Source organism: Candidatus Protofrankia datiscae (assembly GCF_000177615.2).
GTDB classification, from domain to species: domain Bacteria; phylum Actinomycetota; class Actinomycetes; order Frankiales; family Frankiaceae; genus Protofrankia; species Protofrankia coriariae.
Genome location: NC_015656.1, coordinates 4658672 through 4674726, shown reverse-complemented (window position 1 = coordinate 4674726; position 16055 = coordinate 4658672). Strand labels below are relative to the sequence as shown.

Sequence of the window (16055 nt, the reverse complement as noted above, 5' to 3'; positions counted from 1 at the left end):
CAACCCTCGAGACGACAGGACACCGACGCCATGTCCCACCGCCACTTCAACGGGCTGAAGACCGCCGTCCTGCTGGGCGTACTGTCCGCGGTGATTCTGCTTGTCGGTTCCCTGTTCGGGAACCGTGGCCTGCTGATCGCTCTCATTTTCGCCCTCGGCGTCAACGGCGTCTCGTACTTCTTTTCGGACAAGCTGGCCCTGCGCGCGATGCGGGCCCATCCCGTCAGCCAGATCCAGCAGCCACGCCTGTACGCGATCGTCCACGAGCTCGCGACCAGGGCGCGGATGCCCATGCCGCGGCTCTACATCAGCCCGACCGCGGCGCCCAACGCATTCGCGACCGGCCGTAACCCGCGCAACGCAGCGGTCTGCTGCACCACGGGAATCCTGGAAATCATGGACGACCGCGAGCTGCGCGGGGTCCTGGGCCACGAGCTCAGCCACGTCCACAACCGGGACATCCTCATCGCCTCCGTCGCCGGGGCGCTCGCGAGCGTCATCGTCTACCTGGCGCATTTCGCGCAGTTCGCGGCCCTCTTCGGGCTGGGTCGTGGGGACGACGAGGACGGTCCGGGCATCCTGGAGATCATGCTGTTCATCGTGCTGGGGCCGATCGCGGCGGCGGTCATCCAGCTCGCGATCGGCCGGGCTCGGGAATATCAGGCCGATGCCTCCGGCGCAACGTTGACCGGTGATCCGCTGGGCCTCGCGCTCGCGCTGCGCAAACTGCAGGTCGCAGCGGCCGCCCGGCCGCTGCCGCAGAGCTCGGAGCTGGCGCCGGTGTCCTCGCTCATGATTGCCAACCCGTTCCGGGGTGGTGGCCTCGGCCAGATGTTCAGCACGCACCCGCCGATGGAGCGCCGGATCGAGCGGCTTGAGGAGATGGCCCGGATCGACCCTTACCGTTGAATCCGCGCGAGGAGAGGTCGTATTCTGAAAAGGCCTGAGCCACGGGTCCGGAACCTCTCTGGGCTACCGGTCAGGAACCTCAGGGTCCAGACCCTGTAGGCGCGCAACCGCGGACTCGCGGCGAGGCAAACCCCCAGGCCTCGCCGTGCGGCACCCCGCCCGAAACCCCCCATCGGGCGGGGTGCATCCTTATTTGCGAAATATGCTCAGCTATCGATCATCCGGCCGGTGTTTCAGCAGGCTAGCGGTAGTTGACGAACTGGAGCGGCACCTCGAAGTCGGTCTCCTTGAGCAACTGGATAACCCGCTGAAGGTCATCCCGCTTCTTGCCGGTGACGCGGAGCTGGTCACCCTGGATCTGGGCCTGTACCCCCTTCGGGCCGTCGGTCCGGATCTTCTTGGAGATCGCCTTGGCCTTGTCGTCGGCGATGCCCTGCTGGACGGTCACGACCAGCCTGTGCTCCTTGCCGGACTGCGTGGGCTCGCCGTGCTCCAGGGCCTTGAGCGAGATGCCGCGCTTCACCCACTTCTCCTGCAGGACGTCCAGCACCGCCTTGACCCGTTCCTCGGTGGTCGCGGTGAGCAGGATGGACTCCCCCGACCATGCCGCCGACGCGGCCGTGTCGCGGAAGTCGAAACGGGTCCGCACCTCCTTGGCGGTCTGGTTGATCGCGTTGTCGATCTCCTGACGGTCGACCTTGCTCACGATGTCGAACGACGGGTCCGCCACGACGAAGCGCCTCCTCGGTGTCTGCGGTTGTCTGCCACTGTCTGGCACTGTCTGCCGTTGCCTGCTCTGCCAGATTGCCTGCTCTGCCAGATTGCCTGCTCTGCCAGGCCGCCTGCTTGCCCGGCCGTGTCGGTTGCCGGCACGGATCCTCGTGCCCGGGTGCCGCGCGGGCACGAGGCACGGGCACGAGGCACGGGCACGAGGCATCCGACACGAGTCTGCCCAGACTCCAGCATGGCGGGACGGCCGCGGTCGGCGGGAGTCAGAGCCGGCCTGCTCATGCTTTGTCGCGGCTTCGTCGCGCAGGCCCGGCGCTGGCCTCGTGACGGGCTCGGCGCGTCCGGGGCGTCGGACGACCGGGGGCGGCGTCCGCGGCCGGAGGGGGGCGTCGAACCGCCTGCCGCATCCCGTATGCTGTCCACCAACGGCAGGTTGCCCGAGTGGCCAAAGGGAGCGGTCTGTAAAACCGCCGGCTCAGCCTACGTTGGTTCGAACCCAACACCTGCCACCAACATCCCCAGCGGTACCCAGAACGTGCTGTACTCCAGGCCCTGGAGAGGTCTCCGGGGCCTTTCCCGTGTCCGCGGCCGATTGTCCGCGGCCGATCCCGACTGATCATGGCTGTTGCCGGTAGCTCGGGCATGGGCCGGTAGCTCGGGCATGGTACGTGTACACGATCAACATTCCTCTTCCAGGCGGCGCGCCGCTTCGATCCGCTCGCGGGCCGCGATGCCGTCGGCGTCGGCGTGCGGCGTCGCTCGGGCCGAAAATGCGGCGATGGCGACGTTTGCGATCAGCCTTCTGGTGATCTATACCGCTGACCTGGCTGCCTGCGAGGAGTTCTACCGTGGGCTTGGGCTGTGTCTGGTCCGGGAACGCCACGGCTCGGGGCCCGAGCATCTGGCCGCGACCCTCGCGGACGGCACCGTGCTGGAGCTGTACCCCGCTCGGTCGGGGCTGCCGACCGGCCGGCTGCGGCTGGGCCTCACGGTGGATGCGGATACGGTCGATCTCCCGCTGCCGGCCGGCCGCCATCTTCTACGGGACCCTGACGGGCGCACGGTTGACCTCCAGGTGGGCGTTCGGTAGTCGATTCAATCCGTATTGCGATATTTTTGCGCTGTCCCGGCATGGTCGCTGTCCCGGCGTGGCCGTCGTCCCGGGGCAGGCGTTCTTCCGGCGCGGAGCGCCGAGTTTCCGTCCCTGCTACCGGCGCCGGGATGGATAGAGTCCGCAGGCATGGGTGATACCGGCACGCTTGCCGCCCGTGTCCGGGCCGCGTCCCATCTGACCGGGCAGTTCCGGCTGCGCTCCGGCCGGACCAGCGGGGAGTACTTCGACAAGTACCTGTTCGAGGCCGACCCGGTGCTGCTCGCCGACGTCGTCGACGCGATGCGTCCGCTGCTGCCCGCGGCCACCGACGTGCTGGCCGGCCTCGAGCTCGGTGGGATTCCGCTGGTCACGTTGCTGTCCCAGCGCACAGGGCTGCCGGCCCGGTTCGTCCGCAAGAAGGCCAAGGAGTACGGCACCTGCCGCACTGCCGAGGGCGGTGACGTCGCGGGCCTGCGGGTCGTCCTGGTGGAGGACGTGGTGACCAGCGGTGGCGCCGTCGTGGAGGCCGCCCGGGTGCTGCGGGAGCAGGGCGCTCTCGTCGAGGACGTCCTGTGCGTGATCGACCGTCAGGAGGGTGGCCGGGACGGTCTCGCCGCGCTCGGCCTCACCCTGCGCCCGGTCCTCACCCGCGCCGAACTGGACGCGGTCGCCTGAGTTGGGCGCGGGGCCGCCCGAGCCCGTCCTCGCGGTCGTCCTCAGGTCCTGCGTCTCGCGGCTGCCCGCTCTCCGGCAGGGCTCTGGGAAAGCCTGGGCCCCTGGCGGTCTGCCGTGGGATCCTGAGTCGTCATGTCGTTGCTGTTCGTCTACGGCACCCTGTGCTTTCCGGAGGTTGCCCGGGCCCTGCTCGGCCGGCTGCCGCGCTCGCGGCCGGCAGCGGTCACCGGGTGGCGGGCGGCGGCGCTGCCCGGTCGGGCTTACCCGGGTCTGGTGCCGGCCGCCGTGCCGACGGCGTTGGTGGCCGGCCGCGTACTGTCCGGCCTCAGCCCGCGGGAGCGGGCCGTCCTCGACGCGTTCGAGGGCGACGAGTACGAGGCGCGGCGTGTCGTACTCGTCGACGGTCGGTCGGTATCGGTCTATGTCTGGCGTGACGTCACGGCCGCCCTGGACCAGACGTGGGACGCCGACGCGTTCGCAGCCGCCCATCTGCCGGCGTTCGTGTCGCGTATATCGCGCCGCCACCGTTCCTGACCCCCGCTGCTGGTTGCCGCGGTCGCGGGCGGCCGCCGTTCCTGACCGCTGTCGGCCGCGGGCTGCCGTCGCCGCGAGCCGGACATGAGGGCCCGGCCCACGCGGCGTGCCTCCTGCCGGCTCGTCCTTCTGGCGTCATCCCATTCGGGCTCGTTTCTTTCTGAATCTCTTTATTTTTTTGTTTCTTTTTCCGGAAATTTTCGGACGGTACGCGTTCCCGGCCGACGTGGATTCCGGGTTCAGCGGCGGCCGGTGGGACACACGGCCGCGGAGCGAACGGCTTTTCCGGGCCTGGGCGCACACGCTCGACGCCGACGTTCCACGGCCCGCGGGAGGGCTGGAACGCCGGCGTCGAGCGGGTTCCCGCTGTTCGCTGCCGGGTGTTCAGTGGGTGGGTGTATCAGGACCGGACCGGCTGCCTCGCGTGGTGGAGCGGGACGGTTCGGTGTACTCCCGGCGGCCTGCGCCGTATTCCCCGCGGCCTGTGCGGGCCTCCACTCGGTCGGCTTCGGGGTAGGGCTCGTAGGACCCGCGCGGCTGTGTGTCAGGCCTGGTCACCGCATAGATCACGAGTACGTCGAGCGCGATGAGGACGACTGCCCACACCGGGAAGACCGCGAGGAAGGCAAGGTGCGCGATCACGTTGACCGTGCAGATCGCGATTGCCGCCCAGCGGGCCCACCGCTGACCCGTCAGCAGGCCCACCGCGACGACGACCTCGACGATGCCCATGGCTATCAGCAGCCAGCCCCAGAAGTTCAGATCCTGGTAGATGATCATACCGCTGCCACTGACGAGATAGGTATATCTGTCGAGAGCGGCAACTCCATAGATGATGTTGTGGAATCCTGCGATGAAGATGATGACCGCGGCAAATGCCAGCCATCCGGTGGTGCGTACCGCTGACCGTGCCGGTTGCATGGAATCCTCCCTGGAGCGTGGCGGGACGCCTGGCGACCCGGGGCCCGTTTGCCGCTGGCGGCGCGGAAGGGCCATGGCCGCGTCACCTTCGGTGTCACTTTCGGGTCGGTTTGACGGCCCCGGGGACGCGAGGTCTCCGGCGGCGCGGAAAGAGCATGACAGCGTCACCGGCGGCCGGCTGGCCCACATGGCCATGCCCTCCGTGTGCCCTCCGGGCGCCCTGCGCATGCCTGCGCATGCCCCGGACATGCCTGGTTGCCCGACATTCCGGTCTGGAGACCCGTCGCGCGCAGTCATGTCCGGGTGATCGAAAATCCGTGTGGCGTGGTCTGGCCAGGCACGGCCTACGGGCGGGTGACGGCGACCGTGCCAGAGTCCGCGTCCCAACGCAGCCAGCCGTACTGGAAGGCGCTCTGGCGTCCTCCTTCGACCGGGTACTCGTCGCTGATCGGCAGCCCGAGGTCCGAACCGGCGCCACCGAGTGACAGGTAGTGGTTGAGGATCGCTCCGTGGACCTCGTGGGCGTCCGTGGCGGCGCTCCAGTAGATCCGGCCGCCCTGGAACACCGACTGCCTGCTGCCTGTCGTCTCCGCGTCCACCTCGTCGCTGGTCGGCCGTCCCAGGAAGCTGTTGCTGCTGCCCAGGTTCAGATATTTCGCGCCGATCCCACCGTGCGCCTCGTGGACGCCGGTCGCCACCGACCAGAAGAGCAGCCCCTGCTCGAACTGCCGCCACCGTCCGCCGCCACCGGCGGGTTCCTCGTCGCGGATGGCGGTCCCCAGCGCCGAGCGCACGCGGGGGTCGGAGCCGTACCGCCGGTCGATCTCGCTGACCCGTCCGTCGGCACTGGCGGCCAGCGCGTCGACGCCACAGCAAACGGCGTTCATGTCGACGTTCCCGGCGATGCCGGGAACGCTCCCGGAGGAGGTGAACTGCCACATCGTCCACTTCTGCCAGCCGCCGGGCAGGGAACCCGGTGACGAGCTCCCGTTGTAAATGGCGAACCACAGTGGGTAGCGGGAGAATGACGTGGTGTTCTTCATCGTGTCGGTCCAGAACGACCGGTAGGTGTACAGGATGGGAGTGCGTCCGGTTCTCGTCTCGATCTCCTCCAGGAAGGCGCGGGTCCAGGCGGTGAGCTGGTCGGCCGACAGGCTTCCGTCGGCCTCGAGATCGAGGATGGGGGCCAGATGACCGTTGGACCGGGTGAGGCCGGTGGTGGCGAGGAAGCGGTCGGCCTGTTCGACCGCGGTCGTGATCGGCAGGACGGGCCGGGCGTAGTGGTACGCGCCGACGACCAGGCCCGTCTGGAGGGCACGCAGGCGGTCGAGGGCGAAATACGGATTGGTGTAGGTCATGCCCTCGGTCGCCTTGACGATGGCGAAGGTGACGCCGGCCGAGCGGACCGCGTTCCAGTCGATCTGTGCGCCAGCGGGATGTTGCCATGACGAGATGTCGATACCTCGCGGCCACTCAGCCGGGATTGTCTGCGCGGACTGGTCCGCGATGGGTACGGCCGCACCGGATACGGCCACGGCTGTGTCCGCCGTCCTGGGGGCGGCGGCCGTGGTCCCCGCCGCCAGGACAGGCACGTCGAATGTGGCGGCCACGTTACGAATAGCCTGTACGTCACGAACAGTCTGATCATGAATGCTGGACGCCGCTGCAGGCTGGCTCGCCCGAAGGCTGCCCGCGGTCGTGGCTGTGATGGTGGTGGCGGTGATGAACGCCACTGCCGCTACGACGACGGCCCCGCGTGTGCCGCCCCATCGGTGGCAGGCTGTCCGGCGCAGGTGGGGCCGGACAGTCCGGCCTGGCCCGGCGCCGGTCTGGCAGGCGGGCGTGAGTGCGATGCGCATGGGAGCTCCCTGGCGTGTTCGGGGGGACTGGCCGACGGGTGATCCCAGAGGCAGGCTTGCTCGACCAACTACTACGCTAAGCAAAGTAACGACTACTTACAGCTACGTAAGCGGTGCGTGAGTCGACTTTGTCGTTACTCACAGTCGCGATCTTTGTGATCGGGCCCATTTTCGTGACATGGAGTGGTGTCTGTGTCAGAGCAGATCGCGCCGGGCGACGAAGATCCGCTCGCTCCGGGTTGCGGGCTTCCGAGCGCCGTCGCGCACGCGCCCCGGGACGTCAGGTGACCGGGTGGCCGTGGTCGTCGCGGTGGCCGCGGTGGCTGCGGTGGTCACGGATGTCACGGATGTCACGGATGCCACGCGGGTCATGGGGGCGGCAGCCGCGGACGGGCGCGGCTGGGATCGTGCGCCTGGGCCAGGCGGGCCGTGGGAGATCCGGGCGGAGCCGCCGGGTGGGTGGGGCACCCGCGGGCGCCGAGCGTCGGCGGCGGCCGCGGACGGCGTCACTGCGATCGGGCCCGCGACACGCACTGCCCCGTCGTCGTGTAACCTAAGGCCGCGTACTCGCCCCTTTAGCTCAGTCGGCAGAGCGTCTCCATGGTAAGGAGAAGGTCTACGGTTCGATTCCGTAAAGGGGCTCTGCGGCACCGGTCGGTAGCCAGGTGAGCGGTTGCCGGCCATCACCCCGTCGGTTGGGCCAGTTGACGGGGTGGGTCCACCCAGGCGGTGTAGCTCAGCCAGGCAGAGCAAGCGGCTCATAATCGCTGTGTCGCCGGTTCAAATCCGGCCACCGCTACCGGTCGGGTCGCGTCCCGCCATGGACGGCGCCGTAGTCGTCCGGCACGTCCAAGCTCTGGTTCGTTCTTGTCCCACCTGCAGGAAGAGGCACAGCACCGTGGCCGCCACCGACGTCCGTCCGAAGATCACCCTGGCGTGTCAGGTGTGCAAACACCGCAACTACATCACGCGCAAGAACCGCCGCAACGATCCGGACCGTCTGGAGCTGCGCAAGTTCTGCCCGAACTGCCGGCATCACACCGAGCACCGAGAGACCCGCTGACCCGGTCGCGGACATCCTCCGGATGCTCGCCGGCCTCCGGGTGACGTCGTCTTCCAGGTTGCCTTCCGAGGGTTCTTCCAGGGGTCCGCGGGTTCCCCCACGATGATGTCGGGCCGCCACGGCCTGTCGGTACGGTGGTCGGGGGGCGTGGGACTAGTGTTCAGTCCGTTGGATTGATCTCTTCACTGTTGGTGATCGCCGCGTCGTGCCCTGGAACCGTCTGTCCTCGCTGGCTGTCGCGTGGGAGTGTTGTAGTTCCCCGGTGCTGCGGGGTGGTTCCAACCGCGGGGACGGCGAGATCGGAGCATGCGGTGCCGCTCAATCGGGACTTTGTCGGACGCAGGTTTGTCGCGGACACTCCCTTTCTGGTCGGTCGCGAACACATCCGGCAGTTCGCGACTGCGATCCAGGATGACAGTCCGCTCTCGCACGATCTTGAGGCCGCCAAGGCGGCCGGCTATATCGATCTTGTAGCGCCGCCCACCTTCCTGACGGCGGTGGCCCTCTGGCGGCCCGTGGTGCCGGTGCATGACCCGCAGCTCGGTCTCGACTACTCGCTGGTGGTGCACGTCGAGCAGCGCTACTCGCTGCGCCGGCCGGTCGTCGCCGGTGACGAGCTCGTCGTCTCCGCCACCATCGCCGACATCCGCAAGGCCGGACGCAACGAGCTGTTGATCAGCGAGTACGAGTTCGTCACGACCGGTGGCGAGCCGGTCGCGACCGCCCGGACGGCGCTGGCCTCGCGCGGCACCGCGGCCTGACGCCCCCAAGGATCAGGAAGGGTGCTGAGCGCTCACATGCCTGCCATCATCGACTACGACGACGTCGAGGTCGGTACCCGGATTCCCGAGCGGGAGTTCCGGATCCGCCGGGAGGACCTTGTCCGCTACTGCGGGGCCTCCGGCGACTTCAACGTGATCCACTGGAACGAGCGGGCGGCGCAGGGCGTCGGCCTGCCCGGTGTGATCGCGCATGGGATGTACACCATGGCCACGGCCGCCCGGCTCGTCACCGACTGGGCGGGGGACCCCGGCAGCGTGGTCGACTACGGCGTCCGGTTCTCCTCCCCGGTGCCGGTGCCGGACGACGACGCCGGTGCCACGCTCGTGGTCAGCGGCGTCGTCGAGAAGAAGCTCGAGGACAACCGGGTGGTCGTCAACCTGACCGTGCGGTTCGACGGCAGCAAGGTGCTGCTGGCCTCCCGGGCCACCGTCCAACTCGCCTGAGGCCCCGCCCGCCCGCGGCCGCCCGGCCCCGTTTTCGGGCCCGCTCGCGCCTGCCTGCGGCCTGCCGGGCAGGCACGGCGGGGCAGGCACGGGGGCGGACAGGCGGTGGTGACGGTGTGTCCGCCGGCCGGAGCCCGCGGATGCCCGGCCGTGCCTGCCGGACACACCGTCGGGTGGGTGCCGGCCGAACGCTGTGCCGGCCGGGTTCGGGCGGGCGGCGCGGCCCGCCCGTCGGTCAGCGTGCCTCGGCCAGCAGGTCGGACAGCCGCTGGACGCCCGTGACCAGGTCCTCGTCGCCGAGCGCGTAGGACAGCCGGGTGTAGCCCGGGGTCCCGAACGCCTCACCCGGCACGATCGCCACCCCCGCTTCCTCGAGGATGAGTGAGGCCAGTTCCGCCGAGGTGGCCGGGGTCTTCCCCCGCAGCGTGCGGTCGAGGACGCCGGCCACCGACGCGTAGCAGTAGAACGCCCCGTCGGGCAGCGGGCAGACCACCCCGGGCGTGCTGGAGAGCATCCGGTGCATGGTCAGCCGTCGCCGGTCGAAGGCCTTGCGCATCTCCACGACAGCGTCCAGCGGCCCGGTCACCGCTGCCAGCGCCGCGGCCTGCGCGACATTGGAGACATTGGACGTGGCGTGGGACTGCAGGTTGGTGGCGGCCTGCACCACGTCCGGCGGGCCGATCAGCCAGCCGACCCGCCAGCCGGTCATGGCGTAGGTCTTGGCCACCCCGTTGACCACGATGGTGCGGTCGGCGATCTCCGGCACCTCGACCGGCAGGGAGGCGAACCGGGCGTCGCCGTACACCAGATGCTCGTAGATCTCGTCGGCGATCACCCACAGGCCGGCGTCGGCCGCCCAGCGCCCGATCGCCCGGACCTCTTCGGGGGTGTGTACCGCCCCGGTGGGGTTGGACGGCGAACAGAACAGCAGCACCTTGGTGCGGGGGGTGCGGGCCGCCTCCAGCTGCTCGACCGTCACCCGGTAGCCCTGTTCCGGGGTGGTGACGACGTCCACCGGGACGCCGCCGGCGAGCCGGATCGACTCCGGATAGGTCGTCCAGTAGGGAGCGGGCAGCAGGACCTCGTCACCGGGGTCGAGCAGGGCGGCGAACGCCTGGTAGACCGCCTGCTTGCCGCCGTTGGTGATGATCACAGAGCTGGCGGGGACGTCGAAACCGGAGTCGCGGCGGGTCTTGTCCGCCACCGCCTCCCGGAGCTCGGGCAGGCCGGCGGCGGGTGTGTACCGGTGCATCTTCGGGTCGCTACAGGCCTTCTCGGCGGCTGCGACGACGTGGTCGGGGGTGGGGAAGTCCGGTTCGCCGGCACCAAAGCCGATCACGTCCCGGCCGGCTGCACGCAGCGCCTTCGCGGTCGCGTCCACGGCGAGCGTCGCGGAGGGGGCGATGCTGCCGATGCGGTGAGAGATCCGGGTCATGACCGTCATGCTGCCACGTATCAGGGGTTGGCCGCCCGATCATTGCCGGAGCCGTTCGGATTCCACGGGACGCCACAAGGGTCGGTGTGCGGGCGGTCCGGCAGCGGTTTCGGTCGGTATCCGCCTCGTCTGGAGGAAGACCTTCGGCACCCATCCTCCGTCTGGCCCCCGGTTCCGCACCCGGCTCGGTGCCGGCTTCGTGCCGGTTCTGCACCGGTTCCGCAGGGATGCGGGACGTCGAATCCGCGTCACAGGATCGCTCCCCGGCGGGCATCCGCGGATCCCCGCCGGGGCCGGGGCCGGGCGGCCAGGTAAGCGGGCCTGCGTAGGAGTATGGTGGACGCGCTTGGGCTGTCGTCCCGGTATGTAGTGCTGCTGATGGTCATCAGGGATGGTCATCAAGATTGATCTCTTGATGGATTCGATCTTGTTCGGCGGCTGCTGCTCCGAGGACGACCGCAGTGCAAAGGGGCGTGGCTCAATTGGTAGAGCACCGGTCTCCAAAACCGGCGGTTGCAGGTTCGAGTCCTGTCGCCCCTGCGGTATCCGACGACCAGGTAGGTGGAGTGAGTGGCGACCGACACACGTGACGCGGCACCGCGGGCCGGCCGGCCGAGCAGGCCCGCGGGCCGGCGTCGCACGACGCCACTGCGGTTCTACCGCGAGGTTGTCGCCGAGCTTCGGAAGGTCGTCTATCCGGGCCGGAGCGAGCTGGTCACTTATGTGATCGTCGTGCTCGTGTTCTGCTCGATCACGGTGGCCTTCGTCGCGTCGTTGGACTTCGGTCTCACCAAGGCGGTGTTGGCCATCTTCGGTTGATGTGACCGGATTCCGCGGATTCATGTCGCCCCGAGGCCCACACAGCTCACAGAGCACGGTCATAGAGAGAAGGAACGTCCGCGTGTCCCAGTTTCCCGAGCACGTCTCCTCCGAACAGGGGGAGGCCCTCGACGGTCTCGATCCGCTGGCGGCACTGGCGCGCGACGAGGTGGCGAGTACGGAGGCCGGCGCTCTGCCGCAGGCTGGCGAGAGCGGCGACGGCACCACGGGCACCGACACGTCTCCCGGCTACCTCGCGACGGACCAGGCGGACGTGACCGGCCCGGCAGGCGCGGACCAGCCCGCTGCCGACGACGAGGACGACGCCGAGGACATCCGGCAGGCCTTGGAGGACGCTCCGGGCGAGTGGTACGTCATACATTCGTATGCCGGATACGAGAACAAGGTCAAGACGAACCTTGAGACCCGGATCTCCAGCCTCAACATGGAGGACTACATCTTCCAGATCGAGGTGCCGACCGAGGAGGTCCCGGTCATCAAGAACGGCAAGCGGCAACTGGTGCAGCAGAAGAAGTACCCCGGCTACATCTACGTGCGGATGGACCTCACCGACCAGTCGTGGTCGGCGGTCCGCAACACCCCGGGCGTGACCGGCTTCGTGGGGCTGACCAACAAGCCGTCGCCGTTGCGCACGGAGGAGGTCCTCTCGATCCTCGCGCCGCCGGCGCCACGCGAGAAGAAGGTCGAGACGGTCCGGGTACAGGAGTTCGAGGTCGGGGAGTCGGTGACCGTCATGGACGGCCCGTTCGCGACCCTGCCGGCCACCATCAGCGAGATCAACCTCGACGCACAGCGGCTCAAGGTGCTGGTGTCCATCTTCGGCCGCGAGACGCCGGTCGAACTTCAGTTCAACCAGGTCGCGAAGATCTGAACCCGCCCCACCAGCAGCAACTCGCAGCAGCAACTCGGAGAGAAACGACACCATGCCTCCCAAGAAGAAGATCGCCGCCATCATCAAGCTCCAGATCAATGCCGGTGTGGCGACGCCGGCGCCTCCGGTGGGGCCGGCACTCGGCCAGCACGGCGTGAACATCATGGAGTTCTGCAAGCAGTACAACGCCGCCACCGAGTCCCAGCGGGGGAACGTGGTGCCGGTCGAGATCACCGTGTACGACGACCGCTCGTTCACCTTCGTCACCAAGACACCGCCGGCGGCGCGGCTGATCCTCAAGGCCGCCGGGGTGGAGAAGGGCAGCGGCGTTCCGCACCGGACGAAGGTCGCCAACCTGACCGCCGAGCAGGTCCGTCAGATCGCCCAGACCAAACTGCCGGACCTCAACGCCACCACCCTGGAAGCCGCCGAGAAGATCATCGCTGGGACCGCCCGGTCGATGGGCATCACCGTCAGCGGGTGACGACCAGTCCGGCCGCGAGGTTGCGACGGCCGTGACCGCGACAACTGTGGGAGGGCGCCCGATCACGCCCGACCCGTCCTGGAAGGTGCCTGCAACCAGGATGGGCGGGTGGTGCAGCGGCTCCGGCCCGTCATCACCACGAGGAGACACACATGACGAAGCGCAGCAAGGCGTACCGGGCCGCGATCGAGAAGATCGAGCCGGACCGCCTGTACACCCCGCTGGAAGCCGTCCAGTTGGCCCGTGAGACCTCCACGACCAAGTACGCCGCCACCGTCGAGGTCGCGCTGCGTCTCGGGGTGGATCCGCGCAAGGCCGACCAGATGGTCCGGGGAACCGTGAACCTGCCGCACGGCACTGGGAAGTCCCCGCGGGTGGCGGTCTTCGCCGCCGGGGAGAAGGCAGCCGAGGCCACCGCCGCCGGTGCCGACATCGTCGGCAGCGACGATCTCGTGCAGCGGATCCAGGAGGGCTTCCTCGACTTCGACGCGACCGTCGCGACCCCCGACCAGATGGCCAAGGTCGGCCGCATCGCCCGCATCCTGGGGCCGCGCGGGCTCATGCCCAACCCCAAGACCGGCACGGTCACCCTCGACATCGCCAAGGCCGTCCGCGACATCAAGGGCGGAAAGATTAATTTTCGGGTCGACAAGCAGGGCAACCTGCACATCGTCATCGGGAAGACGGCCTTCACCGACGAGCAGCTGATCGAGAACTACAGCGTCGCACTGGACGAGATCGTCCGGGTCAAGCCGGCCGCGGCCAAGGGCCGCTACCTGAAGAAGATCACTTTCACGACCACGATGGGCCCCGGAATTCTGGTCGACCCGGGTCGTACCCGCAACCTCCTCGAGGACGTCGTCGCCTGATCCAGGCGGTACCGGCTTCGGTCGGTACCGGCCCTCGCGGGCCGCGGTCGGACGGGGTGCGCAGGGCGCTCCCTGGCCGGCCGCGGTTTCCAGGCCGTGTACCATTTTGATGCGAAGGCCGAAAGCGGAACGATCATATTTTTCGTATCGCGGTAGGCCCGAGTATCCTGCCCACTGAGAACCAACTGTTCACTGAGAACCAAACCGAAGACCGCTGGTCGTCGTCCCCTCGTGGGGCGGCCGAAGGTTCCGGAGCCACCGGACGGCCCGCGCAGGTGAGGGAGCATTGTCCGGGGTCGGCATCGTTGTGCTCCGGTCGGTACGCCCCGCGCGCCTGCGCCGGGGCGTTCGTCGTCTGCGGCACCTTTCGGACGACTGGCCAGACCCCATGAAGGAGCCCGATGGCGAAGCCGGAAAAGGTCGCCGCGGTAACGGAGATCGCAGACTCGTTCCGGGGCGCGTCCGCGGCGGTGCTGACCGAGTATCGCGGGCTGACGGTGAGCCAGCTCACCGAACTGCGCCGTTCGCTCGGCGAGGGCACACAGTACGCGGTGGTCAAGAACACCCTCACCAAGATTGCCGCTGGGCAGGCCGGCGTCAACGGCCTGGACGATCTGCTGGTCGGCCCCACCGCGGTCGCGTTCGTCACTGGCGACCCGGTCGAGGCGGCCAAGGGCCTGCGTGACTTCGCCCGAGCCAACCCGGCTCTGGTGGTCAAGGGCGGCGTCGTCGAGGGCAGGCCGGTGTCGGCGGACGACATCCGCAAGCTGGCCGATCTCGAGTCGCGCGAGGTGTTGCTCGCCAAGCTCGCAGGTGCGCTCAACGGTTCGCTGGCCAAGGCGGTCGGCCTGTTCGCGGCGCCGTTGTCCCAGACGGCCCGCCTGGCCGAGGCGCTGCGGGCCAAGCGGGAGGCGGAGGCGTCCGCGGTTCCCGAGCCGGCGGCCGACGCGTCCCCGGCCGAAGCGGGCGCCTAGCGCACCGGCCGCCCGTGGCCCGACACGTCCTGCTACCCGGTCAGCTGGCCGGTAGCCGATGTCGACGGGCGCCGGCCGTCCCGGTCCCCGGGATCCGTGAACCAGGCAGTCCGAAGTAGCCCCAAGTAACAACAAGTAGCCACAGGTAACCCGACGGGCGGTAGTCGCGGCGCTTTCGGCCCGCTGACGCGGTACGCCCGACCGGACTTTCTGATCCATCACGATGAAAGGACCGCCATCATGACGAAGCTGTCGACCGACGAGTTGCTGGACGCGTTCAAGGAAATGACGCTGCTGGAGCTGTCGGAGTTCGTGAAGCAGTTCGAGGACACCTTCGGTGTGACCGCGGCCGCGCCGGTCGCGGTTGCCGCGCCGAGCGCCGCGGGGTCGGCCGCCGAGGCGCCGGCCGTCGAGGAACAGGACGAGTTCGACGTCATCCTCGAGTCCGTCGGCGACAAGAAGATCCAGGTCATCAAGGAGGTCCGCGCGCTGACCAGCCTCGGGCTGAAGGAGGCCAAGGACCTCGTCGACGGAGCGCCCAAGCCGGTGCTGGAGAAGGCGACCAAGGAAGCCGCGGAGAAGGCCAAGGCCGCCCTGGAGGGCGCCGGCGCCACGGTCACCGTCAAGTAACCATGACACCGCGGGCCGTTGCTCTCTCCCTCCGTGGAGACGAGAGGGCAACGGCCCGCGTCGTTGGCTCAGACCGTCCTGACGCTTCAGACTGCCCTGGTGGGTCAGGCTGTCTCGACAACAAAGCCGAGGCTGCCGGTGCCCGTCGAACGGGCTGCCGAGCGTCTGCCCGAGCCGGCCGCCACCGGGCCGGTCGTCGCGGCTGTCGGCCCGGTCGCGGGCGGACGGATCGGGTGGGGGAGCCTCGCTGCGCCGCCTCGCGGCCGGACGGCCTGCCCGGGCGCGCGGGCCGCTCACGCAGGCCCGGCCGGGGCGTGCCGCGGACTTCCTCGCGCTCATTACCTCGCAACCGGTTGACGACCTTACCCGGGACGGAGTTCCATCATCTCCGAGGCGGTGACCCAGACCCGTCGGACGGCGTCGGTCAGCTGGCATCGGCTGACCAGCTTCCGTCGGGCGGCCCCCGTCGGCCAGCCTCGAGCTCAGCCTTGCGGCCAGCCTTGTCAGCAGTGCAGCCATCGGCTACACTGCTCGTTTGGGCTGTCCTTTCGTCGTGCGCTCACTGCTCCTCGAGGTATGCGACGGTGCCAGCCCGCGTACGGCTTCAGTCCCTGTGCAGCCGCGTCCACCGGGCGCGACCGTCCAGACAGACGTCACGACCGAGGTAACCCGAGCGAGACCGTTGATCGCAATCCGCCACCGAAGCGCCGCCACGTCACCAGTACAGGACGACCATCCCACGCGGAGGTCCCCGTCCGAAAGCTGTCGTGACGGACTACTCGCTGACGCCCGTGTCGCGTCTGCCTGCATTCGTGAGTCACCCGTGCACCCTGTTGGACTACCCCCGCCGACAGTCACCACAACCGTAGCGAGACACTGATCACCCGACCACCCCTCCGTCGGATTGTTCTCGAGCAGGCCGAAGGCGACGCGATCATGAATC

Annotated in this window: 18 protein-coding genes and 4 tRNA genes; 17 read left to right on the top strand and 5 right to left on the bottom strand. The window is 68.8% G+C overall.

Translation table 11 applies throughout. The features are described 5' to 3' along the window. The first annotated feature begins 30 nt into the window (after positions 1–30). Complete coding sequence (htpX, locus tag FSYMDG_RS19660; RefSeq protein WP_013875139.1) at positions 31–909, top strand: zinc metalloprotease HtpX; 879 nt, start codon at positions 31–33, stop codon at positions 907–909. 241 nt (positions 910–1150) lie between these two features. Here htpX and FSYMDG_RS19655 read toward each other — a convergent pair whose 3' ends face one another. Next, positions 1151–1639 carry a YajQ family cyclic di-GMP-binding protein gene (locus FSYMDG_RS19655; RefSeq protein ID WP_013875138.1) on the bottom strand — a complete coding sequence of 163 codons (489 nt, stop codon included), beginning with the start codon at positions 1637–1639 and terminating at the stop codon, positions 1151–1153. A gap of 426 nt (positions 1640–2065) precedes the next feature. On the opposite strand from FSYMDG_RS19655, the gene FSYMDG_RS19650 reads away from it, so the two are divergent. From FSYMDG_RS19650 to FSYMDG_RS19635, 4 genes are all read left to right on the top strand, one after another. After that, positions 2066–2150, top strand: a tRNA-Tyr gene (locus tag FSYMDG_RS19650). Positions 2151–2443: 293 nt separating this feature from the next. Continuing rightward, the gene (locus FSYMDG_RS19645; RefSeq protein ID WP_237702865.1) at positions 2444–2728 is read left to right on the top strand and encodes a VOC family protein; all 285 of its coding nucleotides are present in this window, start codon (positions 2444–2446) and stop codon (positions 2726–2728) included. 150 nt (positions 2729–2878) lie between these two features. Further along, positions 2879–3406 carry an orotate phosphoribosyltransferase gene (gene pyrE, locus FSYMDG_RS19640; protein WP_013875136.1) on the top strand — a complete coding sequence of 176 codons (528 nt, stop codon included), beginning with the start codon at positions 2879–2881 and terminating at the stop codon, positions 3404–3406. Between the two features lie 132 nt (positions 3407–3538). Next, positions 3539–3940 carry a gamma-glutamylcyclotransferase family protein gene (locus FSYMDG_RS19635; RefSeq protein WP_013875135.1) on the top strand — a complete coding sequence of 134 codons (402 nt, stop codon included), beginning with the start codon at positions 3539–3541 and terminating at the stop codon, positions 3938–3940. 384 nt (positions 3941–4324) lie between these two features. On the opposite strand, the gene FSYMDG_RS19630 is transcribed toward FSYMDG_RS19635, so the two are convergent. The 3 genes from FSYMDG_RS19630 to FSYMDG_RS26465 all read right to left on the bottom strand — a co-directional run bounded on the left by FSYMDG_RS19630 (position 4325) and on the right by FSYMDG_RS26465 (position 7056). Continuing rightward, on the bottom strand, positions 4325–4861 hold the full coding sequence (locus FSYMDG_RS19630) for a DUF7144 family membrane protein (protein WP_013875134.1): 537 nt from the start codon (positions 4859–4861) through the stop codon (positions 4325–4327). Between the two features lie 344 nt (positions 4862–5205). After that, positions 5206–6396 (bottom strand): GH25 family lysozyme, encoded by a 1191-nt coding sequence (locus FSYMDG_RS19625; RefSeq protein WP_131792743.1) that lies wholly within the window; start codon positions 6394–6396, stop codon positions 5206–5208. 519 nt (positions 6397–6915) lie between these two features. After that, a complete protein-coding gene (locus FSYMDG_RS26465) occupies positions 6916–7056 on the bottom strand; it encodes a hypothetical protein (RefSeq protein ID WP_157491045.1) in 141 nt (46 codons plus the stop codon). 233 nt (positions 7057–7289) lie between these two features. Between FSYMDG_RS26465 and FSYMDG_RS19620 the strand changes: the two genes are divergently transcribed. From FSYMDG_RS19620 to FSYMDG_RS19600, 5 genes are all read left to right on the top strand, one after another. Continuing rightward, positions 7290–7362: transfer RNA gene (locus tag FSYMDG_RS19620), tRNA-Thr, on the top strand. Between the two features lie 83 nt (positions 7363–7445). After that, positions 7446–7519 (top strand) — tRNA-Met (locus tag FSYMDG_RS19615). Positions 7520–7618: 99 nt separating this feature from the next. Continuing rightward, positions 7619–7783, top strand: a complete 165-nt coding sequence (gene rpmG / locus FSYMDG_RS19610; RefSeq protein WP_013875132.1) for a 50S ribosomal protein L33 — start codon at positions 7619–7621, stop codon at positions 7781–7783. Positions 7784–8094: 311 nt separating this feature from the next. Then, the gene (locus FSYMDG_RS19605) at positions 8095–8544 is read left to right on the top strand and encodes an FAS1-like dehydratase domain-containing protein (RefSeq protein ID WP_013875131.1); all 450 of its coding nucleotides are present in this window, start codon (positions 8095–8097) and stop codon (positions 8542–8544) included. A 36-nt stretch (positions 8545–8580) separates the two neighbouring features. Continuing rightward, entirely contained in the window at positions 8581–9009 is a 429-nt protein-coding gene (locus FSYMDG_RS19600; RefSeq protein WP_043604055.1) for a MaoC family dehydratase, read from the top strand. A 235-nt stretch (positions 9010–9244) separates the two neighbouring features. Here the strand turns inward: FSYMDG_RS19600 and FSYMDG_RS19595 are convergent, their stop codons facing one another. After that, entirely contained in the window at positions 9245–10453 is a 1209-nt protein-coding gene (locus FSYMDG_RS19595; RefSeq protein ID WP_013875129.1) for a pyridoxal phosphate-dependent aminotransferase, read from the bottom strand. Positions 10454–10911: 458 nt separating this feature from the next. On the opposite strand from FSYMDG_RS19595, the gene FSYMDG_RS19590 reads away from it, so the two are divergent. The 7 genes from FSYMDG_RS19590 (at position 10912) to rplL (ending at position 15112) form a co-directional block, all read left to right on the top strand. Then, positions 10912–10984, top strand: a tRNA-Trp gene (locus tag FSYMDG_RS19590). A gap of 30 nt (positions 10985–11014) precedes the next feature. After that, on the top strand, positions 11015–11263 hold the full coding sequence (gene secE, locus FSYMDG_RS19585; RefSeq protein ID WP_013875128.1) for a preprotein translocase subunit SecE: 249 nt from the start codon (positions 11015–11017) through the stop codon (positions 11261–11263). A gap of 82 nt (positions 11264–11345) precedes the next feature. Next, positions 11346–12155, top strand: coding sequence for a transcription termination/antitermination protein NusG (gene nusG / locus FSYMDG_RS19580; protein WP_013875127.1), 810 nt, complete (start codon positions 11346–11348; stop codon positions 12153–12155). A gap of 52 nt (positions 12156–12207) precedes the next feature. After that, on the top strand, positions 12208–12639 hold the full coding sequence (rplK, locus tag FSYMDG_RS19575; protein ID WP_013875126.1) for a 50S ribosomal protein L11: 432 nt from the start codon (positions 12208–12210) through the stop codon (positions 12637–12639). 152 nt (positions 12640–12791) lie between these two features. Next, positions 12792–13508 carry a 50S ribosomal protein L1 gene (gene rplA / locus FSYMDG_RS19570; RefSeq protein ID WP_013875125.1) on the top strand — a complete coding sequence of 239 codons (717 nt, stop codon included), beginning with the start codon at positions 12792–12794 and terminating at the stop codon, positions 13506–13508. 401 nt (positions 13509–13909) lie between these two features. Beyond that, positions 13910–14482, top strand: coding sequence for a 50S ribosomal protein L10 (rplJ, locus tag FSYMDG_RS19565; protein WP_013875124.1), 573 nt, complete (start codon positions 13910–13912; stop codon positions 14480–14482). 240 nt (positions 14483–14722) lie between these two features. Next, complete coding sequence (gene rplL / locus FSYMDG_RS19560; protein WP_013875123.1) at positions 14723–15112, top strand: 50S ribosomal protein L7/L12; 390 nt, start codon at positions 14723–14725, stop codon at positions 15110–15112. Positions 15113–16055: the final 943 nt, after the last annotated feature.